The 22,749-nt window shown below is 60.8% G+C and carries 26 protein-coding genes and 3 tRNA genes; 11 read left to right on the plus strand and 18 right to left on the minus strand.

From position 1 onward, the window contains the following. Positions 1 to 355: 355 nt before the first annotated feature. From HPY55_10430 to HPY55_10455, 6 genes are all read right to left on the minus strand, one after another. A complete protein-coding gene (locus tag HPY55_10430; GenBank protein NPV71045.1) occupies positions 356 to 1,027 on the minus strand; it encodes a hypothetical protein in 672 nt (223 codons plus the stop codon). Further along, positions 1,024 to 1,593, minus strand: coding sequence for a flavodoxin family protein (locus tag HPY55_10435; GenBank protein ID NPV71046.1), 570 nt, complete (start codon positions 1,591 to 1,593; stop codon positions 1,024 to 1,026). Before HPY55_10435 ends, HPY55_10430 begins: the two co-directional genes overlap by 4 nt. A 407-nt stretch (positions 1,594 to 2,000) precedes the next feature. Beyond that, on the minus strand, positions 2,001 to 2,372 hold the full coding sequence (locus tag HPY55_10440) for a hypothetical protein (protein NPV71047.1): 372 nt from the start codon (positions 2,370 to 2,372) through the stop codon (positions 2,001 to 2,003). Between the two features lie 186 nt (positions 2,373 to 2,558). Next, positions 2,559 to 2,634: transfer RNA gene (locus HPY55_10445), tRNA-Lys, on the minus strand. Between the two features lie 71 nt (positions 2,635 to 2,705). After that, positions 2,706 to 2,782 (minus strand) — tRNA-Met (locus tag HPY55_10450). A 159-nt stretch (positions 2,783 to 2,941) separates the two neighbouring features. Continuing rightward, positions 2,942 to 3,184, minus strand: coding sequence for a hypothetical protein (locus tag HPY55_10455; protein ID NPV71048.1), 243 nt, complete (start codon positions 3,182 to 3,184; stop codon positions 2,942 to 2,944). A 291-nt stretch (positions 3,185 to 3,475) separates the two neighbouring features. Here HPY55_10455 and HPY55_10460 point away from each other — a divergent pair, with 291 nt between their 5' ends. Both HPY55_10460 and HPY55_10465 read left to right on the plus strand, forming a co-directional pair. Beyond that, positions 3,476 to 4,348, plus strand: coding sequence for an MBL fold metallo-hydrolase (locus HPY55_10460; protein NPV71049.1), 873 nt, complete (start codon positions 3,476 to 3,478; stop codon positions 4,346 to 4,348). A gap of 59 nt (positions 4,349 to 4,407) precedes the next feature. After that, on the plus strand, positions 4,408 to 5,280 hold the full coding sequence (locus tag HPY55_10465) for a LysM peptidoglycan-binding domain-containing protein (protein NPV71050.1): 873 nt from the start codon (positions 4,408 to 4,410) through the stop codon (positions 5,278 to 5,280). A gap of 99 nt (positions 5,281 to 5,379) precedes the next feature. Here the strand turns inward: HPY55_10465 and HPY55_10470 are convergent, their stop codons facing one another. Continuing rightward, on the minus strand, positions 5,380 to 5,622 hold the full coding sequence (locus HPY55_10470; GenBank protein ID NPV71051.1) for a hypothetical protein: 243 nt from the start codon (positions 5,620 to 5,622) through the stop codon (positions 5,380 to 5,382). 362 nt (positions 5,623 to 5,984) lie between these two features. Between HPY55_10470 and HPY55_10475 the strand changes: the two genes are divergently transcribed. The 8 genes from HPY55_10475 to HPY55_10510 are packed head-to-tail and all read left to right on the plus strand — an operon-like array spanning position 5,985 to position 13,494. Further along, entirely contained in the window at positions 5,985 to 6,338 is a 354-nt protein-coding gene (locus HPY55_10475; protein ID NPV71052.1) for a DUF2620 domain-containing protein, read from the plus strand. Positions 6,339 to 6,370: 32 nt separating this feature from the next. Beyond that, entirely contained in the window at positions 6,371 to 7,444 is a 1,074-nt protein-coding gene (locus HPY55_10480) for an aminotransferase (protein NPV71053.1), read from the plus strand. Between the two features lie 15 nt (positions 7,445 to 7,459). Then, positions 7,460 to 8,740: a hypothetical protein gene (locus tag HPY55_10485; protein NPV71054.1), complete on the plus strand. Its 1,281-nt coding sequence runs from the start codon at positions 7,460 to 7,462 to the stop codon at positions 8,738 to 8,740. Between the two features lie 58 nt (positions 8,741 to 8,798). Then, complete coding sequence (locus tag HPY55_10490) at positions 8,799 to 9,725, plus strand: hypothetical protein (protein NPV71055.1); 927 nt, start codon at positions 8,799 to 8,801, stop codon at positions 9,723 to 9,725. A gap of 28 nt (positions 9,726 to 9,753) precedes the next feature. Beyond that, complete coding sequence (locus HPY55_10495; GenBank protein ID NPV71056.1) at positions 9,754 to 10,194, plus strand: PRD domain-containing protein; 441 nt, start codon at positions 9,754 to 9,756, stop codon at positions 10,192 to 10,194. Then, positions 10,139 to 11,062, plus strand: coding sequence for a phosphotriesterase (locus HPY55_10500; GenBank protein ID NPV71057.1), 924 nt, complete (start codon positions 10,139 to 10,141; stop codon positions 11,060 to 11,062). The genes HPY55_10495 and HPY55_10500 overlap by 56 nt, the downstream gene beginning before the upstream one ends. A gap of 28 nt (positions 11,063 to 11,090) precedes the next feature. Beyond that, a complete protein-coding gene (locus tag HPY55_10505; GenBank protein ID NPV71058.1) occupies positions 11,091 to 12,287 on the plus strand; it encodes a YhfX family PLP-dependent enzyme in 1,197 nt (398 codons plus the stop codon). Continuing rightward, a complete protein-coding gene (locus HPY55_10510; protein NPV71059.1) occupies positions 12,280 to 13,494 on the plus strand; it encodes a phosphopentomutase in 1,215 nt (404 codons plus the stop codon). The genes HPY55_10505 and HPY55_10510 overlap by 8 nt, the downstream gene beginning before the upstream one ends. A 3-nt stretch (positions 13,495 to 13,497) precedes the next feature. On the opposite strand, the gene HPY55_10515 is transcribed toward HPY55_10510, so the two are convergent. Further along, complete coding sequence (locus HPY55_10515; GenBank protein ID NPV71060.1) at positions 13,498 to 13,728, minus strand: DUF2164 domain-containing protein; 231 nt, start codon at positions 13,726 to 13,728, stop codon at positions 13,498 to 13,500. 240 nt (positions 13,729 to 13,968) lie between these two features. Between HPY55_10515 and HPY55_10520 the strand changes: the two genes are divergently transcribed. Beyond that, complete coding sequence (locus tag HPY55_10520) at positions 13,969 to 15,828, plus strand: HAMP domain-containing protein (protein NPV71061.1); 1,860 nt, start codon at positions 13,969 to 13,971, stop codon at positions 15,826 to 15,828. Positions 15,829 to 15,894: 66 nt separating this feature from the next. Here HPY55_10520 and HPY55_10525 read toward each other — a convergent pair. The 10 genes from HPY55_10525 to HPY55_10570 all read right to left on the minus strand — a co-directional run bounded on the left by HPY55_10525 (position 15,895) and on the right by HPY55_10570 (position 22,745). Continuing rightward, positions 15,895 to 15,982, minus strand: a tRNA-Leu gene (locus HPY55_10525). Between the two features lie 166 nt (positions 15,983 to 16,148). After that, complete coding sequence (locus HPY55_10530) at positions 16,149 to 16,538, minus strand: S1 RNA-binding domain-containing protein (protein NPV71062.1); 390 nt, start codon at positions 16,536 to 16,538, stop codon at positions 16,149 to 16,151. Between the two features lie 190 nt (positions 16,539 to 16,728). After that, on the minus strand, positions 16,729 to 16,971 hold the full coding sequence (locus HPY55_10535) for a hypothetical protein (GenBank protein ID NPV71063.1): 243 nt from the start codon (positions 16,969 to 16,971) through the stop codon (positions 16,729 to 16,731). An 82-nt stretch (positions 16,972 to 17,053) separates the two neighbouring features. Further along, positions 17,054 to 18,901 (minus strand): aldehyde ferredoxin oxidoreductase family protein, encoded by a 1,848-nt coding sequence (locus HPY55_10540; protein NPV71064.1) that lies wholly within the window; start codon positions 18,899 to 18,901, stop codon positions 17,054 to 17,056. Beyond that, the gene (locus tag HPY55_10545) at positions 18,898 to 19,299 is read right to left on the minus strand and encodes a 4Fe-4S binding protein (GenBank protein ID NPV71065.1); all 402 of its coding nucleotides are present in this window, start codon (positions 19,297 to 19,299) and stop codon (positions 18,898 to 18,900) included. The genes HPY55_10540 and HPY55_10545 overlap by 4 nt, the downstream gene beginning before the upstream one ends. 124 nt (positions 19,300 to 19,423) lie before the next feature. Then, on the minus strand, positions 19,424 to 20,572 hold the full coding sequence (locus tag HPY55_10550) for an FAD-binding oxidoreductase (GenBank protein NPV71066.1): 1,149 nt from the start codon (positions 20,570 to 20,572) through the stop codon (positions 19,424 to 19,426). Next, positions 20,565 to 20,843 carry a (2Fe-2S)-binding protein gene (locus tag HPY55_10555; protein ID NPV71067.1) on the minus strand — a complete coding sequence of 93 codons (279 nt, stop codon included), beginning with the start codon at positions 20,841 to 20,843 and terminating at the stop codon, positions 20,565 to 20,567. Before HPY55_10555 ends, HPY55_10550 begins: the two co-directional genes overlap by 8 nt. Then, positions 20,843 to 21,340: a 4Fe-4S binding protein gene (locus HPY55_10560; GenBank protein NPV71068.1), complete on the minus strand. Its 498-nt coding sequence runs from the start codon at positions 21,338 to 21,340 to the stop codon at positions 20,843 to 20,845. The genes HPY55_10555 and HPY55_10560 overlap by 1 nt, the downstream gene beginning before the upstream one ends. Next, positions 21,340 to 22,422 (minus strand): FAD-dependent oxidoreductase, encoded by a 1,083-nt coding sequence (locus HPY55_10565; GenBank protein ID NPV71069.1) that lies wholly within the window; start codon positions 22,420 to 22,422, stop codon positions 21,340 to 21,342. Before HPY55_10565 ends, HPY55_10560 begins: the two co-directional genes overlap by 1 nt. Next, the gene (locus HPY55_10570; protein NPV71070.1) at positions 22,419 to 22,745 is read right to left on the minus strand and encodes a (2Fe-2S)-binding protein; all 327 of its coding nucleotides are present in this window, start codon (positions 22,743 to 22,745) and stop codon (positions 22,419 to 22,421) included. The genes HPY55_10565 and HPY55_10570 overlap by 4 nt, the downstream gene beginning before the upstream one ends. Positions 22,746 to 22,749: the final 4 nt, after the last annotated feature.

Genomic DNA, 22,749 nt, shown 5'->3' on the forward strand with positions numbered 1-22,749 from the left:
CTGCAAAAGGACGCTTGGTAGTCCTTCCAGGAGAGACAGCGGAGCAGTCCCCTGAGAGGGCTGCCCCCCTTTCGATTAGTGATTCGACCAAGTTGAGCTTATCCTCAGACGAGGCTCTGTCGCGGCGAGGTGCAGTCCTGGGCCTGTAATTGGGCCGATGGGATTCGGCCTGTGCTTGGCCCGTTGTGCGAAGATCCCGGGCAAGGGAATCGCAGGCCCGCAGTCAGGGCCACGTGTACATCGGTGTGGCCTGCGAAGTTCGTGCCCAATAGTCTCTGTCAGGTGGCGCAGCGGATTGTCAGACTGGCGGGGTTTCCACCCGGCTTTGAGTTGGGCGCAAGCCTCGTCTTCTCGGCTACTCGAGATAAGCTTTCCTGGTTAGGTCCGTGCCGAGGCTTCGGGCAGTCTTTCTCGCTCTATAGTTCAAGAAAACTGCCAGAGGGAAATACAGGGCTTTGGGGATTCTCTCGGCAATCAACTGCTGTGCCCTGCTAGATATCGTCTTACCGTCCAAAACGTCTTCCAGAGCAAGTTTTAGGGCCGAAGAGATTCTTCTGCCTTTGCCACCCAGACTCTCAAGCGGAGCTCCATTGATGATCGGTCCACCCCCGTAGCTCAGACCCCCCAGCCAACTCATCTGCGCTGATTCAGCGAAGTACCTGCAGGACTCAAGCAGTGATCCACATAGGGTTACGTCCGGAAAGCCGCACTGCCCGATCGCAAATAGACTTTTCCCCTTGAGTTCATTGCGAAGGTTCGTGGCTGGCTGTTCCATGAACCAGATAACGGGGTAGGGAAGTGTGTCTACGTATAAAGGTGTCACCAGGCCTATGACATGACTCTGCGAGACAATGCTCTTCAGGTCATCAAAGCTTTGCTTGCCGTCAAAATAGTCGATAACGTACACGATCTCTGCGTTATGGCCGGATTCCTCAGCCAGGGCCTTAATGGTTTGAGAGAAGCTGTAGGAGGTTCCTTTCTTTCGAGGGCTTCCAACGAAAATGAGTAGTCGCTGGGCTTTCATCAATACCCTACCCCCTCGAGCGCCTCCCGGATTCTGTGTTCCATGTCGGCTATGGAATCCGTGGGGTGGAGTACAAGCGCCTTGTGCGATTTAACCAGCATATTCAGGGCGTTTCTTGCCACCAAAGTTCCAAAAGCGTCTTCCTCTCCGGGCAGGGGATTTTCTGCCACACCTATCCCCAAAAGTGCGGTAGGGTTGCCGTAGCGCGTTGGATGCAGCAAGTGTCCCCCTTTCACTATGTAGAGAGGGAGTCCCATCACCATCAGTCTGTCAACAGCCTTCTTAAGCTGAGATGAGTAGCCTCCAAATCTAACAGGCGTGAGCATGACCAGAAGCGGACTATTCGCTGCGGCACGAATGATCTGAGGCATGTCATCATCAAAGGTACACTTCCCTGGCGACCTAAAGGCGCAAGACCCACAGGATCTGCACGGCGAAATATCATACTCTCTTAGCCTAAAATCCCGAAATGACTCGCCTTTTCCCGTCAGTATCTGTACCAGGATCCTGTCCAACTCGTCAACCATGCTGTCCTCGATGGCAGCGCCGTTCAGTATGACTGTGCCCACGTCAACCTCCCGTGAATGCAAAGATGGCTCCTACGCATGTGCATTATAGAGTGAAACGGAATCGGGTAGAAGTCTAGAGAACTTTTCAACAAGCCGCTCCGGTGTAGGTATGGCTGCCAATCCTCTGCCGCGATACCCATATCCCATCCGCCTCAATGAACAGCACCTTGAAACCTCTTCAAACTGTACAATACGCCCAGAGGTTCTTTTTCTGTTTCTCCTTCTCTCTCTCTGTCCAATGAGAGGGGACCTTCGCGTACTCGTCGGGCTCATATTATGTTGGCAAACCTCAGGCCGACGATCTTCCAGTCCTTGCACGCCTCGAACACGTTGAATCTGATGAGCATGTTGTTCTCGAATATGGCCTGGGGGGTGTTGCGTTATATCAGTGGGGATCGCCGCGTCGGCTACGTGTTTTCTTCAGCAACCATACGACACAGGACAAGGGTCCCTCCAGGAGCGAGCACCTCGCCTTGCTCGTCGAGCTCCGGGTTGAACCCCGACAGTGCTGCCGCTCTGATCCTCGTGCAGCGTGCTACCACTGCTATAGCTTCCTCGAGGTCATCCAGGCTCACCCCGCCACGCACCGTAGGGAAATCATTTGTTGCCTTGGACCACGACACTACGTCTATGTCAACGTGAAGATAAACGCCTCCAACACGTGAGGCCACTGCCTCCAGAACGGGTCCCAGTGCGGGCTCTACGCCCTTTTGGGCGATATCGTCAGCAGTGACCACATCTATGCTCGAACCTGCCGGCGTAGACAGACTGACCCACAATCCCCCACTCCCTTCACCGTACCGCGGAGGTCCCCATCTGGCGACTTCTTCCGGGGTGAGTCTCGATACAGGGGTGACCCACAGCCCTTGCGCATTCAGCAAGACAGTCTGGTTCTCCTGTCCGCCGTGCCCAACAACTCCTCGACCCCTGTCAGCGCAAGGGCTTGCGGCTCCATGAGAATAATATGGTGGACCATGAAGGACTCGAACCTTCAACCGTCCGATTAAGAGTCGGATGCTCTACCAATTGAGCTAATGGTCCACGCGATTTGCGGCTTCAGCGTTCACGCCACGCGCCTGCGTGGCGTCCTGCGTCCGCCGTCGTATTCAATTTGGTAGCGGCGGCTGGATTCGAACCAGCGACACTACGGGTATGAACCGTATGCTCTAGCCACCTGAGCTACGCCGCCTCAAAGTCCGAACCCCAAGGTCAGCACGTTCAATTCTAGCATCAACCCATGGTCGCGTCAAGCGCTCCAGGCTGGTCAAACGTACTGCGCCAGGAGCGCATCCCATCGACGCTGGAGTCGATTCCAACCCGATTCTCGCGCTCATCGCGACAACCCCCGTCAACCACCGGCCAGCGGCATACGGATATGGACCTCGTCTCCGTCGTGCAGCTCGTGCAGTGGGTCGACGGTGCGTGACCCGTTCACCTCGACATAATACGAGCCGTCGCCGTGACGGAAGTCCTCCACGATTTTTCGGAACTCACCGCCATATAGCCGTCCCAGGTAATCGAGCAGTCCGCCCAGCGTATTGCCGTACAGCGTTAGGACCTCGATCTGGCAGTGTGTAATCTCCGCTACCAAAGCGGAGCACCTTATCCGGATGGTGACTCTTTCTTCTTGACTTGTGGCCGAGCTTACGGATTGCCTCGCCTCCAACGGCCCCGCCGCAGCAGGGCGAGATGGCAGCCGCCTCTTCAACCGGTCCCCCGGCTTCGAGGGCGGCGCGCGTTGGGTCTCCCGGACGGGACGTCCCAGTCCTGCTCTCATAGTATTCGTTCCAAATGGGTTCTGGAGGAACCACGCCCGGAGTCTCGAACCACGAACGATGGGTTCCATGGCTCGAGTGCCAGAGCCCGGGAGGGTGAACTACCGATGCCGGTGGTCAATGAACTGCGAATTACCACGCTGGTCGACAACTACGTCGGCCGGATGGGCCTCATGGCGGAGCATGGTTCATCGATGCTGATTGAATCCGGAGACTCCGCAGTCCTGCTCGATTGTGGCCGGACAGCGCTGGTCCTGGCCAACGCGAGGAAGCTCGGGGTCGACCTCGGAAGAGTCGAGGCGATCGTACTCAGCCACGGACACATCGACCACACGGGTGGCCTCGCGCGGGTTCTACGCTATCTCAGGAGCCGGGGCCGCCGCGTGAAGGTGTACGCCCACCCCAACGCTGTTGAGGCCAAGTTCAGTCGCGAAGACACAGGACTTCGCTCCATTGGTATGAGACTGACTCCTGACGGAGTCCGCGAACTCGGGGCGGATCTGGTCTTATCAGAAGAGCCGCTCGAGGTCGCGCCCGGAATCTGGACGAGTGGTGAGATACCGCGCGGTCATGGTCCCGAGGCAGTCGAGAAGAGGTTCCGGGCGAGGCGCGACTCGACGCTGTGCGAGGACCACCTGCCTGACGACCAGTTCCTCTGGGCTTTGACCCCGGCAGGTACGGTCGTGGTCTCCGGGTGCTGTCATGCGGGGCTGGAGAACTCCCTGTATCACGCTGTATGCATATCCAGGAACCCCAGGCTGAGGCTGGTTGCAGGCGGCCTGCACCTCCTGAAGAGGGAAGAGCACGAGCTGCTGTCCATCACCAAGGGGCTTAGAGCCCACGCCCCCGGTTCATTCGTCATCGGCCACTGCACCGGTTTCCGGGCGATGGTCGCATTCAGTAACGCATTCCCCGGCAAGGTTTTCGTCAACGCGGCCGGCGTGAAGGTGGAGGTCGGCGAGGAGGTCAAGGTATCGTAGTACGTTCACCAATTGACCGCGTCCCCCATATTATGTAGCAAAAACAAGGGGATAGCGGCATGAGCGTTTCCACGAACGGCTTGCCTCCCTGCCCTGAAGGCAATTATTACACAATCCGTTCGGGCGATACCCTGTTCTTCATCGCGCGCAGGTTCAATATCTCGGTAGACGACCTCATTGAGGCCAACCGCGGTCGCGTCGACCCGGAGAACCTCCAGGTTGGCCAGGTCATCTGCATACCCCTGGCTGTTCCCGTGCCCGCCTGCCCGCCGGGCTCCATAACGTACGTCGTCGCCCGCGGAGACACCTTCTTCAGCATCTCCAAGCGCTTCAGAGTGAGCGTGGGTGCCCTTATTCAGGCAAACCCCGGCGTCAACCCCGAGGCGCTTCTGATCGGCCAGCAGATCTGCATCCCCGACGTGCGGCGGATCTGCCCGGCCGGGTACTTCCGGTACGTAATCAAGTCGGGTGATACATTCAGGAACCTGGCCATGCGGTTCAACACCACCGTGGAAGCCATCCAGGCGGCGAACCCGGGGGCGGATCCGTACAACCTCCAGATAGGTCAGGTCATCTGCATCCCGCAACCGCTGCACAGGTCCCACCCGCCGGGTTCGACCTTCTACGTCGTAGCCCCGGGCGACACGTGTTTTTTCATCGCCCGCCGTTTCGGCACGACAGTCGAAGTTATCATCAGGTTGAATCCGGGAATAGACCCATACAGGCTGTTCGTCGGCCAGCGGATATGCATCCCCACGCCCTTGAGGTTATGCCCGCCGGGCGCGTTCGCGTATACAATCCGGCCCGGGGATACGTTCTATAACCTGGCCCTACGGTTCAATACGACGGTTGAACGGATCCAGATGGCGAATCCCGGTGTCGACCCGCTGAACCTGCAGATTGGCCAGAGGATCTGCATACCTCTGGCATGACGCGGGTCGCTCCCACGGCTTTCCCGCTGACGCACATCTTCCGGGAATTGCCTTAACCCGGGTAAACGGGTAGACAGGACATCTATCAACCTGTCCAAATTACGACCTTGAAGCACTCCGGCGCTCGGTAATCTCTGCCCAGAGGAGGTACACTACCCCTGCCGAAAGCGACAGCAACGCCATCCGGCTGAGATCAGGCCCAACATACCGGAACATCGCGTCGAACAGCTCACTGCTCCATGATGAGATACCGGAACCGAACACGGCAGCGCTAAGATATCGCGTCGCCTGCAGGAAGGCAGCCACTGCTACCAGTGCCACGCCAGCCCCTCTTCTTGACACTATGGAAACGCCCCCCTTCAAATAGCAACCCTGATTAAGACGCCCTGCCGGCAGGAGAGTTCCATGATGAGGCCACATCCAAAAATGGGGCCGGGGGCGGGAATGGCAATACTGCTCAGGCGAGTAAATTCTTAAGCTCCTTCACTACTAATCCAGCCTGTCGGATGACCGCCCTAAGCACGCCTTGTCTACATCTGGGCCCCCATGATGGAGGACCGTAGTCGACCCGGAACGCATGGCTGCACTGTTTAAGCACTGCGAGTGTACGTGAGTCCCTCATAGAGGATTCTGCTCCGGCGTGTGGAATATACACAAATCAGTAGATTGTATAAAGAAGGCTGATCCCCGTGACCGTAAGGATCATGATAGGCGGACAGGTCGACAAGGGGACGGTCCTCACCCTCGCAAGACGGCACGGCGGAGCCAGGGTTGAGGCGATCGCGCTCAGCGACATCGAGGCCGCGATGGAGGTCAAGTCGGGCCGCGCCGATTATTACCTGGGCGCGTGCCTCACCGGTGGAGGCGGTCTCGCAATGGCCATCGCGCTGCTGGGGATCGAACGCTGCGTGACCGTCTCGTCCCCCGGGAGGCCTCCAAAGCCGGAGGAAATCCGCAAACACGTCAGGGCCGGCAAGAAAGCCTTCGGGTTTACGGCGGACCATGCGGAAGCGGCCGTGCCGGCAATCATCCAGGCCCTGCTGGAGGTGGCGGAGTGACCGGGAGCCTCGAGAGTCACCCCTTGGAGTGTATGGACCTCGAAAGTGCGATTCGGATACAGTTCCGCCTCGTCGATACCATTCAGCGGCATTTTGACGGGTATTCCGTCATAGGATCGGGAGACCTCGGGGTCGTGGAATCCCTCGGTAGGCCCCGGACCACCGCAATGGTTGAGTCGACGCTCGCGGAGTTCTTCGGCGCCGATGACGCTGTGCTCGTACGGGGAGCGGGGACGGGGGCAATCCGCTCAGCACTGCAGGCCGGTCTCCGGCCGGGGGCGAGCGTGCTGGTCCACAGTGCCCCGATATACCCCACAACCCGGGTTACCCTGGAATCGATGCGCGTAACCCTCCTGAAGTGCGATTTCAACGACCTTGACGAGACGGGAGAGGCCTGCCGGGGGGTCGACGCGGCCCTGGTCCAGCACACCCGGCAGTCGCCACGGGACCGCTGCCGTCCCGGTGAGGTTATCGCCACGCTGAGGTCATCCGACCCGGGTCTGTTCATCCTCAGCGACGACAACTATGCCGTCATGAGGGTGCCGAAGATAGGTTTTGAGTCCGGCGCCACGGCGTCGGCTTTTTCGCTGTTCAAACTCCTCGGCCCTGAGGGAATCGGGTGCGTAGTCGGCAAGAGCGAGTTGATCCGCCGGATAAGGGAACAGACCTACTCCGGCGGCAGTCAGGTCCAGGGGCCCGAAGCCATGGACGCGCTGCGCAGCCTGGTCTACGCTCCGGTTGCCCTCGCTATCCAGGGCCGGGTGGTCCGGGAGGTGGTCGAACGGCTCTGCGCAGGCGAGATCCCCGAGGTGAAAGCCGCGCACGCAGCCAACGCGCAATCAAGTGTGGCGCTGGTGGAATTCCGCGATCCAATCGCTCCAAGGGTCCTCGAACACGCCTGGAGGTTCGGAGCGGCGCCACACCCGGTCGGAGCGGAGTCCCGTTATGAGGTAGCTGCCCTGTTCTATCGTGTCTCCGGAACTTATCTCGAGGATGACCCCAGTCTGCAGTCGTACATGATCCGGGTCAACCCCATGCGGGCCGGATCGGATACCGTCCTGAGGGTCCTCCGCCAGACCCTGGATTACGTGCGCAATTCTGGTTGAGAGGGAGGCGATCCCATGTTGTTCGGGAAGATCATCGTGGCGGCAGCGATGGGCGGGCTTGCGGCGGCACTTGCACAGAAGGGTATCGCAGTATTTCACGACGGGCTCAGGCCGGTTATGCCGGAGTTCCTGGAGGGGCGCATGAAGCGCAGAGAACTCGCCCTGACCAGCTTCGCCCTCAGTTTCGGACTCGTGGTCGGCTACGGCATACCGGTCTCGTTGACGGGCGCACTCTTGCTGATCCACTCGGTTTTCCTCGCGACGGACATCATAGCCGCGTTCTCGCCCAGTACACCTGTCGCCGCAGCGATCGGCGCTCTGTACGGCGGCGGGATTGCGGTCGGGCTTCAGTGGATAGTCAACCTGATAAAAATGCTGCCGGTCAACTTCCTCGGGGCTCTCGGGGATGTCGGGACTCCGATCGTGGTGGCGTTTGCAGTCTTCCCAGCCCTTGCGGTGGGCTACCAGTACGGCGCCAGGAAGGGAATCTACACCCTCCTATTCTCGCTGCTTGTCAGGCAGCTCGTCGTCAGATTCAGTCCTATTCCGCTGGGCACCGCCAAGCTCAACATCAATCCTGAGGGTTCGGCCCTTGTGGCGGGCATGGTGTTCCTGCTCATGTATGCCATGCGTGAAAAGGCCGGCGGGCACGAAGTCGACACGGCATCGATATTTGCCAACCGCGTGACGCGGATCAAGAAGAACCTGCCCTACCTCGCGGTCATGGGGGCGCTTGTAGGTATCGCCACTCAACTACATATCGTCGCCGGCGACCCCATTTCCCTGAATCTCGTGGCGAAGGGGAACATCACTGACGCGGCGATAGCGGCATTCGCCCGCGCGATCGGCTTCATTCCCCTCGTGGGCACAACCGCCATCGCCACCGGCGTGTACGGTCCCGTAGGCATGACACTGGTATTCGGCGCTGCCCTCCTCTCCCCCAATCCGGTCGTGGCGGGGATCCTCGGAGCAGCCGTCATTGGTGCCGAGGTCCTTTTTCTGGACGTGCTGGCCCGGTTTATGGACAGGTACCCCGGTATTCGCAGGGCCGGCGAGCACATCCGGACGGCTATGACCAAGGTGCTCGAGATCGCGCTGCTTGTTGGAGGTATGACGGCGGGCAACTCCATGGCCCCCGGCCTCGGGTTCTTCCTCGTGGCGGGTGTTTACATTCTCAACGAAATCGCGGGGATGCCCATCACTCGCATGGCAGTCGGCCCTGTGGCGGCCATCCTTGTGGGCGTGGCCATCAACATACTGAAGGTCCTGGGGCTGTTCATAGTCCCGGTAAAGTAACGTACCCGGCCTGGGCCGGGGAGAAACCGGCCCAGGTCCCAAGGAGAGCATCGCGGCAATGAAGATGACCGACATCAGCCAGAGTCTGCTCAGGAAAGACGGCTACGTCGCGGTGCAGATAGCCAGGGACCTGCTCGGCAGGCGCCCGGGCGAACGGTTACCGCGCGTCCAGGACTACGCCGAGACATTTCAGACCGGCCACGGCACGATCCAGCACGGCCTCAAACTCCTCGTAGAAGCCGGGGCGATAGCGCTGGAGGCCCGCGGGCACCTGGGGACGTACCTGGCTGCGATGGACTGCAAGAAGCTGTGGGAGATCAGTGGACAGGCATTCATACTTGGCCTGATGCCCCTCCCGTACAGTCGCAGGTATGAGGGACTGGCAACAGGGGTGTACGAGGCGTTTCGCAAGGCGAACGTCCCGTTCAATCTCGCGTATATCCGCGGTTCAGCCAACCGGCTGCAAGCGCTCGAGCGAAACCAGGGGGACTTCGTCGTACTGTCGAGGATGTCGGTCGAAGCCGCGCAAAAGGAACATGATATTACGATCGTAGTCGGCTTCGGCCCGCGGACATACGTCGGCGAGCATGCGTTGGTCCTGCGGAAGGGGGTCCACGGGGCAATCACCGAGGGGATGCGGGTGGGGGTCGACCCCCACAGCCTCGACCAGTGCCAGCTGACGCGGAGACTGTGTGAGGGAAAGCGCGTTGAGATGGTCGAGATCAAGTACACGCAGGTCATTGAAATGCTGGAGCTCGGCCGGATCGATGCCGTCGTCTGGAACGCAGACGAAGTCCCGAGGTCGGGCAAGGTCAGGGTCGTTCAGATCGATCTGGGGCCACAGTCCAGCAACACCGAGGCTGTACTGGTGGCCCGAAAAGACCGGACGGAGATCGAACGCATCCTCTCGCACGTCGTGGTGCCGTCAGAAGTGTTGGAGGTCCAGCGCCAGGTTCTGTCGGGCGAAAGGATCCCGAGCTACTGACGAGTGTGTCCGCGAGGAGGTCCCGGTTTTGGCGGTGGAACTGCGTCTACGGTTGCTGAAGGAAAGCGGACAGGCATCCCACGAGGTAATCGCGGAAGTGCACGATATAGTCGACCAAATCGAGAGTCACTACGGGGTACGTGTCGACGACCAGGAGAGCGGGATGTTCGTAAACCACCTCGCGCTTGCACTGGAGAGGCTGAGGCTGGGCCGCGGGATCGACAGCATTCCCCCCGTGGTACTGGAAGAAGCACGGACCTTCAAAGAAGAGTGGGAGTTCGCTCAGAAAATCGCGTCTCGTGTAGAAGGGCGATTTAAGCATCCTATTCCGGAAGCCGAGATCGGGTATATCGCACTCTACTTGAGAATGCTGCATCTTCCCGGCGGAGGGCCCTGCGACTGCCGGAAGGAAGGTGGGCCGAACGAACTCGAAAATACAGACAGTCCTCGGGCCGATTTACCCGAATGAGTTGGGGCCGGCGCTCGTGCACGAGCACCTGGTGATAGACCTGTCCGGCCCCAAGAACGACCCCGACGCCTGTATCGGTACCCCTTCGGTCATGATCCCGGAGGTAGCTGCCATGGTCGGTGCCGGCGGCAGGGCAATCGTCGAACTCACCAACACCGGCATGGGACGCGACATCGACCGGCTTCGCGAGATAAGCTCCGCGACGGGCTGTCACGTGATCGCGGCGACCGGGTTCTATCAGGTGTCCTATCATCCGGAATGGCTGCGCAGCAAGACCGTGGACGAAATCGCGGACATCATGGTCCGCGAGGTTACCTGCGGTATCGACGGCACGGCCGCGAAGGCGGGCGTAATCGGGGAGATCGGTACGAGCAGGAGTAGAGTGCACCCTGAGGAGGAGAGGGTCCTGAGGGCGGCCGCACGGGCCAACCTCCGGACCGGCGTCCCGATCTCAACCCACTGCACCCTGGGCACCATGGCGACGGAGCAACTGGACATTCTCGAATCCGAAGGGGTCGAGTTGCACAGGGTCGCGATAGGCCACCTCGATCTGGTCGACGATATCGAGTACCATTCCGAAGTAGCCAGGAGAGGGGCGTTCGTCCAGTACGATACCGTGGGCAAGCACAACTACCAGCCGGACGATGTGCGAATCAGGCTCATTCTGGACATGCTCGACAGGGGTTTCGTGAGACAGGTGATGCTGTCCTGTGATGTGACCCGGAGGTCCCACCTGAAATCCAGCGGTGGAAACGGCTACGACTACCTCTTCAGGGTTTTCCTGCCGGAGCTGATGGCGGGGGGCCTGGACCAGGCAAGCGTCAAGGTGATCACTAACGACAATCCGGCGAGGTTTCTCGCCTTCTAGCCTGGCTGCGGCGACGGAGTGATTGCGGTTGTTCCTGGACGTGACATGCAGGCGTAATCCCGGCCTCATCAGGGCGGCTGTCAGGCTCCACCAGTCGGGCCGGATATGGCCCAATACGTACGTGGTGGACCTCGACGCAGTCGAGGCAAACGCGCGTCTCATCGCCGGGGCGGCCCGTTCGGCCGGAATATCCCTATACTTCATGACCAAGCAGCTGAACCGTAACCCCGAGATCGCGCGGGCTATTGCCTCGCAGGGGATCGCCAGGGCGGTAGCCGTTGACTGGGAGGAGGCCATGACCCTCGATCAGGCCGGCGTCCGGGTCGGTCACGTGGGGCACCTGGTCCAGCTTCCGTGCAAGGCGATCGGCCCCATTTTCTCCATGAAGCCCGAGGTGATCACGGTCTTCAGCCTGGACAAGGCGGCCGAGATCGCCGCGGAAGCCATAAACAGGGGGATGGAGCAGCCGATACTCCTGAGGGTGGTGGGCCGTGGTGATTGGTTCCACCCGGGTCAGGTGGGAGGCATAGCGGAGAGGGACTTGCCGTCCGTCGCCAACGCCATCGCACACCTCGGTGGAGTGAAGATAGCGGGTGTTACGTCGTTTCCGTGCGTCACGTTCGACGAGCGTAGACGGACAGCGGTCGCGACCCCCAATATGAGGACCCTCCGGCGTTGCGCACTATTGCTGGAGAAGGAATTGGGTATACGGGTGAGCCAGGTAAACGCCCCCAGCATGACTGCAGTGGGCACCATGGACCTGCTCGCCCGCGAAGGAGCGACACACGCTGAACCCGGCCACTCACTCACGGGCACGACTCCGCTGCACGCCCGTTCGGACCAGCCCGAGACTCCGGCGGTCGTCTATGTGACCGAGGTGTCCCACGTCTTCGGCGGCAGGGTGTACTGCTTCGGCGGAGGCTTCTACCCGCGTTCCCAGGCCAGGGCGGCGCTTAGTGGTCGCGACCCCGACGAGTTGTTCGGCCGCACCCTCACCTTCGAGGGGATTTCCAACGAGAGCATCGACTATTATGGCACCTTGATCAACTCCCGGGGCCTCGATATCCGGACCGGAGACACGGTGGTCTTCGCCTTTCGCGCGCAGATGTTCGCCTCGCGTTCGTCCCTCGCCCTGGCCAGGCGGGTTTCTTCGGATGATCCGGATCTGGTCTCCGTCTACAGCCCGCGTGGTGACCGGAGGGAGACGCGTGAGGCCCGTGAATAGGCGAGCGATCCTGGTTGTGCTCGACGGGCTGGGCATCGGCGAGATGCCCGACGTCACCAGGTTCAGACCACAGGACGCCGGCGCAAACACGCTGGCTCACATTCTCGAGAGATCGCCCGGTCTCCGCCTCCCCGTGCTGGAGGCGATGGGTTTGGGGAATGTTGTCCGGGCCACAGGCCTGAGGCCGGCCGGTCCCGCCGCCTTGTCCAGTTACGGCCGGTGCATGCTCGGTCACGAGGGTGCGGACACGTACGCGGGTCACAACGAGATCGCTGGAAGTAGCCCGCCAAGATCCGCCCGGATGCTTTTCTCTGAAGTATCCGCGCGCGTGCGTTCTGTCCTGGAAAGCCGGGGTTACAGGGTCGCTGCGGTCCCCGCCGGTGGGCCGGCGCTTGTAGTCGAGGATGCCGTGCTTGTCGGGGACAACCTCGAGGCAGACCCTGGAGCCGTGTTCAACGTGACTGCGGCGCTGGATGCCATCCCGTTCGAGACCGTCCTCGCCATTGCCCGTGCAGTCCGCGGGGAGGTACCCGTGAGCCGCGTGATCGCGCTCGGCGGACCCCGCATCACTATACACGACATCGTCAACGAGGTCAGGTCGACCGCATCGGGCCAGACAGGGGTGGTCACACCGAACCTGAACATATACAACGAACAATACCAGGTACGCCACATGGGATACGGCGTAAATCCCGGTCGCCAGGCTCCGGGTCTTGCCGCCAGAGCAGGCATTCCGGTTACGCTCATCGGGAAGATGGCCGACGTGATAGACTGCCCCGGCGCGCACGCCGTGCCGTGTGTGCCCACCCGCGAAGTACTGCACCACGTGCTCGAGGAGATGGACCGTATCGAGGACGGGCTGATTGCGGCGACCGTCCAGGAGACGGATCTTGCCGGACATGAGAAGGACACCGCCAGGTACGCCCAGGTGTTGATGACGGCGGATGAGCTGATCGGCCGCATCCTGGCCTGCCTGGCGGCCCGCGACTTATTTGTCGTCGCCGCAGACCACGGCAACGACCCTACCATCATCCACCGCAGCCACACGCGGGAGATGGTCCCGCTCCTCGCCCTCTACCGGGCCCAACCCGCCAGGGACCTGGGACTCCGCCGCACCCTCTCCGATATCGGCGCGACGATCTCGGAGTATCTCGGGACCGGACCCACCGAGACCGGCGAGAGTTTCCTGAGCATGCTGGGGGGCTAGTCACTACAACTTCTGGATTTCGAGCAGGTCCTGGACCCGTTCAGTCATGTACCTGTAAGAATCGTAGACGCCCTGGTTGTAGAACTCGGGGGCCAGTTTCTCGATGAAGAAATCCAGTATGAGCGTCGAAGCCAGGTCTCCCAGATCCTCATCTCTCTCCTTGCGGAAGTAGTCCTTGATCAATGAGATCATGTCGTCACGTTTTTCTTTGCTCAGCTTAAACCTGCTATCCATATCCGCGCTCCCACCTTCACCCGGGGCTAGCAGCCAATCAGATTCAACATCGGGCGGCGGAGACCTTTCCGCGCTCTTCCCCCTCCTGCCCGGCTGCAAGTCAGGCCTAAAGCATCTCTCCGGCTGTCCCGATACCGTCTAGTAGGACCCAGAAACCGGTATTACTGAGATCTCCCTGGATCGAGCTGTAGTAGCAGCACTCCTACTTGCAGCGGCCGGGGAGCAAACGGGGGTTTGGACATGAAGATAGGGGTAGGAGCCAGGATCGCGGGCGGTTATGCCGTGCTCGTCCTGGCACTGGCAGCAGTGGGCCTCTACGGAACGAACGGAATCCGGCAAGTTGATTCCACCTATCGCGACCAGATCCTTGACCACCACGTTGAAGCCATCACCGTTATCCACGAGCTGGACGCCCAGGTCGCAAAGAGAATCGTCGCAGTGACCAACTACGCTGAGACTCGCGAGGAGACGTATCTCAGCGAGGCGCAGGAGCATGAGAACAACACCGCGGCGCTACTTGCCCGGGCTGAACAGATTGCGCAGTCGGAACAAGACCGGCAGCTCCTGGCGAACGCCCGCGCCCAGATCGATGAGTACAACGCTGTCGCCGCCGACATAGTCACTCATACGAAAGCCAGTGACACGGTTGCCCTTAACCGTGACCTTTACATGAGTGCAGAACTCGAAAAGCGCCTGAGTGACGTGTTGAACAGCTGGGTGACGCTCGCCAAAGGACAGGCGAACGTAGCCAGGGTGGAAGCGAAGCGGACGGCGGATTCGGTTCAGACAGTGACCCTCATCATCACAGTGGTGGCGGCGGTATTCGCGGTCGGCACGGGCATGCTCATGGCGCGGTCGATAGTGAGGCCGCTCGGCGCCCTGACGGCGGCCGCGACGTCCATGGCGGGCGGGGACCTGACGGTGGACGTGCCCGTCGTGAAGAGCAAGGACGAGATTGGACAACTCACCGCCGCGTTCAAGGGAATGCTGGATAGCTTGAGAGAGATCGTAAGGAAGACTTCCAAATCGGCTGAGCAGGTAGCGGCCTCAAGTGAACAGTTGTCAGCAACCTCGGAGGAGGCTTCTAACGCGATCCAGCAGGTGTCGGCGTCGATACAGCAGGTGGCGAAGGAGACGAACGCCCAGGCCGATGGCGCCCGCGAGACGGGCAAGGTGCTGTCGCAACTCAGCAGCGCCATCGACCAGGTCGCTCAGGGGGCTCAGAGCCAGTCGAAGAGCCTCTCGGATGCCACGAGAAGCGTAGACGGAATGGTGAAGGCGGTCGAGCGGATCGGGTCGGCGTCAGAGCAGGTAGCCGTGGCGGCTGAGACCGCGAGGGAATGCGCGCAGACGGGCAGACAGGCCATAGAGAAGACCGTGGCTGGAATGGAGACGATATCGAAGACGAGCGACGACATCCGTTCAAACATCAACGGCCTGGCGGAGCACTCGCAGCGGATAGTCGAGATCGTGCAGGTGATCAGCGACATAGCCGACCAGACGAACCTCCTCGCGTTGAACGCCGCGATAGAGGCGGCGAGGGCGGGAGAGCACGGCAGAGGCTTTGCGGTGGTTGCGGACGAGGTAAGGAGACTGGCCGAGAGGTCGAGTAAGTCGACCAAGGAGATAGCCGGCTTGATCTCCGACATACGGAAGAGCACGGACGCCTCCGTGAGGTCGGTTGGGGTTGGGGCGGAGGCGGTACAGGAAGGGTTCAAACTGGCGTCGGAAGCCCGTGAGATCCTCGGGAAGATAGTAAGTGCAGTGGAGAACGCCGGCGTGGAGTTCGAGAGGATCAGGGAGTCGCTGGGCGAGGTACAGGATGCCGGCAAGGCCGCAATGGCGGCCGTGGACTCGAGTGCTTCGGTGGTTGAGGAAGCGACGGCCGCAACAGAAGAGATGTCGGCATCGAGTTCGCAGGTGCTGAGTTCAGCGGACGCGATATCGAAGGGGGCCGAGAAAAATGCTGCAGCAGTGGAGGAGGTATCCGCTTCGGCGGAAGAGGTGAACGCCTCCATTGAGGAGATGGCGAATTCGGCTCAGTCGCTCGCGTCGATGGCCCAGGGACTCAAAGAGATTGTGGCGGCATTCGAGTTGTAGGCCGCTCGCCTGTCTCCGTGGATGGACGACAAAGCGCGGGGCCGACGCTCCGCGCTACATTTCATATGGTGCCGGGGGCGGGAATCGAACCCGCACGGGCGCATGTCCCAGAGGATTTTAAGTCCCCATCGTCTACCTGTTCCGACACCCCGGCACGTGTTCGGTTTGGATCGTACCGCTCGTTCTACACCAAGTGTACTACAATTGCGCCATCTTATGAAACGACTGCGCTCAAAGACGTAGTCAATGACGCAGTCAAATGTGCTGCAACAAATATACCATGACTCCGTTGTCAGAAATCAATCCGGTTACCAAAACCTCTAAATGAAGTCCCCGCGGCGTCCCCTCCCGCCACGCTTGGAGTCGGTGTTCTTCTTGAGATCGGAAAGCCGCTCATCGCTGTCCTTCATAAACCTGTTAAGCTTGTCTTCAAACGAGGCTCTGTCGCGGCGAGGCGCGGTTCTGGGCCTGTAATTGGGCGACGCCTGTTTAATGGAAAGCCCGATCTTACCTTTCTCGTCGAGGGAAAGAACCTTCACCTTAACGTGGTCGTTCTGCTTGAGGTAATCATTGATATCCCTTACAAAAGCGTCCGCAACTTCCGAAATGTGAACCAGCCCAGTTTTGCCGTTGGGCAGCGTCACAAATGCGCCGAAGTGGGTTATGCCAGTCACCACTCCTTCGACGATGCTGCCTACTTCAATTGTCATGAGACTGCGACTCCTCCTATCCCCAAATCTTTGACTGGCAACGACTATTATAAGTTACCCCCTATTTAGTGTCAAGGAGCAGCACCGGAGGCATTACGGCAGCCGGCGGCCGCGATCGGTCACGATAAGCGAAGCCCCCGTGCCGAAACACGGGGGCCATTGGGACAACTCCGCAGCCTGAGGTGCTAGACTATCCCCCGGACGGTGGCGATATCACAACCATCTCCTCGCCATCGGCGGGGACATAATCCCTATCACGGCGGGTTCCGCCGGAGAACGCGTACATCACGAGGCTCCGGTTCACTCCGATCTGGTCGAGTATCTGGTTTATCGACGCGCTGGCATCAACCTCGACCTCCACCCGCTCCTTCCCCCCCGGGAAGAACTCGCGACCGTGGCCGTGCACCAGCAGGGTCACCTTCTTGACACCCATGTTCTCAACCACCCTCCGGGGTCACCGGCTACAGCCGTCCCTCAGTTGGTCCGCGGCCGGCAACAGCCTGCCCAACGCGAGCCTACAGCCCCAGAGTCTGAGCCACGTAGTCCAGGCCCAGCTCCCGCAGCTTCGCTCCGGTCGGGATGCCGTTCTTGTCCCAGCCCCTCAGGCTGTAATAGTCGTCGAGGAGCCAGTTTACCGTGTCCAGCGTCAGGCCCTTACCCTGAGCGGGGCCGGTCGGAACCTTCTCCTCGTACCACCTGGGGGGCGGGTAGTCGTACGCCCTGCCGAATCCTTTGATCTCCCGGATGCTGTACGACCTGGTCAGGTTCCAGATCCTCTCGCTTATTCCGAGGAGCTCTTCCCAGGTGTAGTTCATGCCGGTCACGATCGGGAAGATCTGGGCGTAGTTATCGAGCTCGAACCCGATCTCCACCCAAGGCAGCCTGCACAGCCCGAGGGTGTCGAAAAGCGGCCTGATATGCTGGAGCTCGATGACCCTCTTGGCCTTGCCCTCCAGCTTATCGCGGCCGACCTGCACGTCGTAGGTGATGGCCCACGCCCTGTTGTGGTGCGCGCCGACGTCGGCGGTCATAAACGCAAGCGCCATCGCCGGGGCATACCGCGGTTCATACGCGCTCACTTCGAGTCCCTTCACCTGGATGGCAAACTTCTCGGAGCCCTTGCCGAGTCTCTTCGCCGCCTCCCTGGTGCCCTCTGCGAGGAGGTCGCCGATGCCCTCGCGTTTCGCGATTTTCTCGAGCAGATAGATTCCGGCGTCAACGTCACCCCACTCGAGCTTCCGACCGGCCATCTCCTCCGTGATGATCCCTTTCTCGAAGCACTCCAGCGCGAACGCCAGGACACTGCCGCCGGAGATGGTGTCGATCCCGAGCTCGTCGGCCACATAGTTGAGGTGTGCAACCTCCTCGATCTTACCGACGAGGAGGTTCCCCCCCATCATACCAATTGTCTCGTACTCGGGGCCTTCAACGTAGACTTCACCTTTCGTGGTCTTCGCCTTGGAATATTTCCCGCAAGGAGTCGGGCAGTTGAAACAGCCCTTGTGAGTGATGAGGATATTGTCCAGAATTGCCTGCCCGTTGATGCTCTTGTGACCCTCGAAGTATCCGGTCCAGAAGTTCTTCGTCGGGAACGAGCCAACCTCGTTAACCCAGTCGGTCACGCCGGCTGTTCCCTGCGGGGTCCAATCCTTGAACCCGGGTTTCGAGAAGCAGCTCGCGAACATGGCCTTACCCTTTTCGAAAACTTTGACCGGGTCTGCGAGCGGTATCCCCTTCGTCCCCTTGACCGCGATGGCCTTGAGCTTCTTGGACCCAACCACCGTGCCAACTCCGGCTCGACCCGCCTGGCGGCCGAAGTCGTGCGAGATGATCGCGTATTTCACGAGCTTCTCAGCGGCGGGTCCGATCGTCGCGATCTGGAACTCCTCGCCGAGATCCTTCTTCAGCATCGTCTCGGTCTCGATGCAGCCCTTGCCCCAGTACCTGGAGGCATCGCGCAGTTCGACCTTGTCGTCCTCTATGACAAGCATCGACGGTTTCGCGGCGATACCCTCGATAATGACGGCGTCGTAGCCGGCGTACTTGAGCTCGGGGGCCAGGTGACCACCGACGTTGCTGTCGCCGTACCCACCGCTTGCCGGCGACTTCGCGCCGAATTCGAGCTTCCCTGACGACGGGAGGAAAATGCCCGCCAGTGGCCCGGACGCCATCACGACTTTGTTATCGGGCCCGAGCGGATCGGCGCCCGGCTTTACCTCGTCCCAGAGGATCTTCGCCACGAATCCCCTGCCGCCGAGGTATTCGCGAGCCATCTTCTCCGGGGTCGGCTCCTTCTTGACCTGGCCGGTGCCGAGATTCACGCGGAGGATTGTCCCCCCGTAGCCGTAAAGCTTGCCACTCATCTCTTGGGCACCTCCCCATCCGCGTCAAACAACGCATTAGTGGGACAATGCCTCAGGCAGTCGCCGCACAGGACGCACTTGAACGGCGCTGGGAAGTCGGCATGGGTGAACATCACGTGCCTGGGGCAGGTCTCGACGCACAGCAGGCATCCGGTGCACTCGTCGGGTTCCACCCTGTAGTGCCCGTCCTCCTCCTTGATCGCTCCCACGGGACAGACGTTGAAGCATTCGCCACACTGATTGCAGTACTGGATCTCGTACTTCCCGGGGGCCGGGAAATGCCCCTTGATCCGCACCATGCCCTTCTTGGGATTGTTTTCATTGAAGTTCCTCAGCGCACAGACCAGTTCGCAGACGCGGCACCCCGAACACAGGTCGTTGTTGACGCCGATCTTCAAGCCCTCCACCTCCACTGTGAGAGAATCGGCTGCCTGGCCTAACGCCGGGCAGGCGGTGAATGTAAGCGTGGCCGGGTAACCACGCCGGACAACCTTCGCTCTACAACAGCTCCACAACGCGCTTCTACACTACCGACGGCTCGCGGATCATCTCGCCCCGCTCGAACCTGCCCAGGTCCAGCATGCTGATGTCGAGGCTGGTAGGCTTGTCGAGGATCGTCTCGGCCAGGAGCTTGCCGACCACCGGCGCCAGCATGAATCCGTGACCCGAGAACCCTACCGCCATGTAAAACCCGTCGACCTGAGGCGTCTCGCCGAGAATCGGCTGGGCGTCCGGGCTAATCTCGTAAAGGCCCGACCACTGCCTCACGAGGCGGAGCTCACCGAGGATGGGGAGGACCGGAAGGACGGTGTCCACCATCGTCTCGAGGAACTGCCATGTATGTCCGACGTCGTAGTCCTTGCGCTCATTCGGGTCGCCGTACCCCATCACGAAGCTCCCATGAGGGGTCTGCTGGCAGTAGATGTGTTTCGAGAACGACATGACCATCGGGTCCTGGATCATCGAACACGGTTCGGTGACGAGTATGTGGTGCCTCTCCGGATAAACCGGGATGTCGACCCCGACCATCTCGCCGACCGGCTTGGCCCACGCGCCCGCGGCGTTGACCACCGCCTCGACGTCGTAATCCCCGCCGGTCGTGATGACCCGTGTCACCCTACCGTTCTTCACCCTGACGTCCTTGACCTCCACGAAACTCCGCACCTTGACGCCGAGGCGCTTAGCCGCGCGAGCGTATGCCCACGTGGTGTGGTGCGGGTTGCAGTGGCCGTCCTTGGTACAATACGTCGCACCCAGCATCCCGTCCGTGCGGAGGTGCGGCACAGTCTCCCTCGCCTCTTCGGGGCTAAGCAGCTTCGATGGGATACCGAGGCTGTTCTGCAGTTTAACGTTCTTCTTGAACTGCTCCCATTCCTTTTCGGTATGGGCCAGAATTAAATATCCTTTCTGCTTGAATTCGATGTCGTACTCGTAGCCGAGCTCCTCGTTGAGGTGTTCGAACATGTTGATGCTCTCGAGCGCGAGGCGGCAGTTCATCTCGGTGCCCCACTGGCACCGCACGCCGGCGCCGCACCGGCCCGTGGAACCGCCGGCGAGGTAGCCCTTGTCGAACACGACCACATCCGTACAGCCCTGTTTCGCCAGGTTATACGCGATCGCACAACCGATGACTCCGCCACCGATGACCGCTACCTTGGCAGTACTACTCACCGTCTTCACCCCTGGCGATCACACCAAGCTTCACCGGCTTGGTGGGCGGCCTGAATGTGGGCAACTCCACAGACCCAACGTCCTTGCCGAGGTATCTGGCGATCTCCTGGGCCAGGAGCGGCCTGCACGTCTTACCCTGGCAGGGCCCCATTCCACAGCGACATATTCGCTTTATCTCATCCATAGTGTGAAGGCCCTGGTCGAGCAGCTCGCGCACCTTCTTCAGGGTTACGTCCTCACACCTGCAGATTATGACCTTTTCCTCGTCCATCAGGCGGCCCCCCTTCCGAGCGTTATGTGCCTGACGTCGTGGCAGAACGCCTTCGGGAACGCCACCCACACAACCGGTGTGGCCGTATTGTCCTTGCCTTTCACGACGCGCAAAACCCGCCCCTGGCAGATCTCGCGGCCCTCGCGGTCGTGACACGTCACCGTCTCCCCTTGACTGGGGAGCGGGACGAACTCGTACGGCAACTTCACCAGCGCTTCGTCGGTGGAGAATGTTTCATCAACAACGAACACCGCCAGGCCCGGGCACGACGCGACGCATATCCCGCAGCCATTGCATTTCTCCTGGTCCACTATCGGGAGGTCGTTTATGTCCTCGAACGGCTGGACGGCTCCCTGCTTGCACGCGGCATAGCACGGGTCGCAGGGGATCTCCTGGAAGCACTCGAACACCGCGTACGGCCCTTTCTTCCGCCTCTCCTCGGGCGGTAACGTCTTTGAGAGGTCCACCCTGGTGGGGACCCCGGTTTCCTCGAGCATTACGACGCCACCCCCTTCAGAGCCGACAAACCCTTCCTGATCTTCTCACCCGTCGGGCCCGCGCGAAGCTCATCAAGTTCGCGCTGTGCCTGCGCCTTCTTCTGCTCGTAGTCAGGGCAGTATCCTAGCGTGGCGGCAGCCGCGTAACCGGCAAGTCGCCCGCCGACCATCGCGCTCGACGCCTCCTCGACCCCTCCCGCATCCCCCGCGACGAAGATCCCCTTGACGGTGGTCTCAAGGTTCTCGTCGTGCAGCGCCACGTGGCCACCCAGTTCGGAAACGTATTTCATCTTGCAGCCCGCCATCCACAGTAGCTCCGTGAGTGGCGACAGTCCGACTGCGAGGCACATCACGTCGCATTCGATGTACCTCTCGGTCCCCGCAATGCCCTTCCAGTCAGGGCCGAGCTTCCATATGGTCGCGCCCTCGAGGAACTCCTTGCCGTGCGCCTCTTTCACCGAATGGGAGGCGAGTATCGGCACCCCCATCCTGCGGATCTTCGAGGCGTGCACCGCGTACCCGCCTATCCTGGGCAAGGCCTCGACCACGGCCGCGACTTTCACCCCCGCCTGCATGAGCTGGTAGCTCACGATCAGGCCGATGTTGCCGGCCCCGACCATGAGCACGCACTTGCCGGGCTCGATCCCGTGCACGTTCATGAGGGTTTGAACAGCGCCGGCCCCGTATATGCCGGGCAGGTCGTTGTTCGGAAACGCCAGCATCTTCTCGGAGGCCCCGGTCACGACGACGAGGCGTTGTGTCTTGAGCTTCAGGAACCTCTCGTTCTGTTCGAGGGTTATGATGTTGTCTGGATAATACCCGAGGGCCGTGCACTCGAGCATGACGTCGATCTTCGGGTGGCTCATCACCTTCTCTCCGAGGTCACGCCCGATCACGATGCCCCTCGTGCCCGCGGACTGCTTCTGCGACCCGAAAAACTTGTGGGTCTGCTTGATGAGCTGCCCGCCGAGCCTGTCCTCCCGGTCGATGAGCGTAACCTGGGCGCCGCACGACGCCGCCGCGAGCGCCGCGCAAAGCCCCGCCGGTCCCGCGCCGATCACCGCAATCTCCGTCTGCCTCATTTCTTCACACCACCCACCGGCGGCAGGACGCCCTTGCCTTTTTGCTGCGTCACCCGCATCCCGTCGCGGACTTTCTCCACACACACCCGCACGTTGGGTATGCCATCCACCTCCATAAGACACGACGAGCAGTTGCCTATGGCGCAGAAGAATCCCCTGGGCCTGTGCATCTCGGCGCTCAGCCGGAGCACCCTCACGCCGGCCGCGTGGAGCGCGGCGGCTATGGGCTCGCCCTCGTAGGCGTCGATGGGCTTGCCCTCGTAGTAGATCGTCACCTTCTTCCGTTCCGGAAACGTCAGAATCGGATGGTCCTTGATCCTCAAGCTC

Source organism: Bacillota bacterium, from assembly GCA_013178305.1.
Lineage (GTDB): Bacteria > Bacillota > Sulfobacillia > JABLXB01 > JABLXB01 > JABLXB01.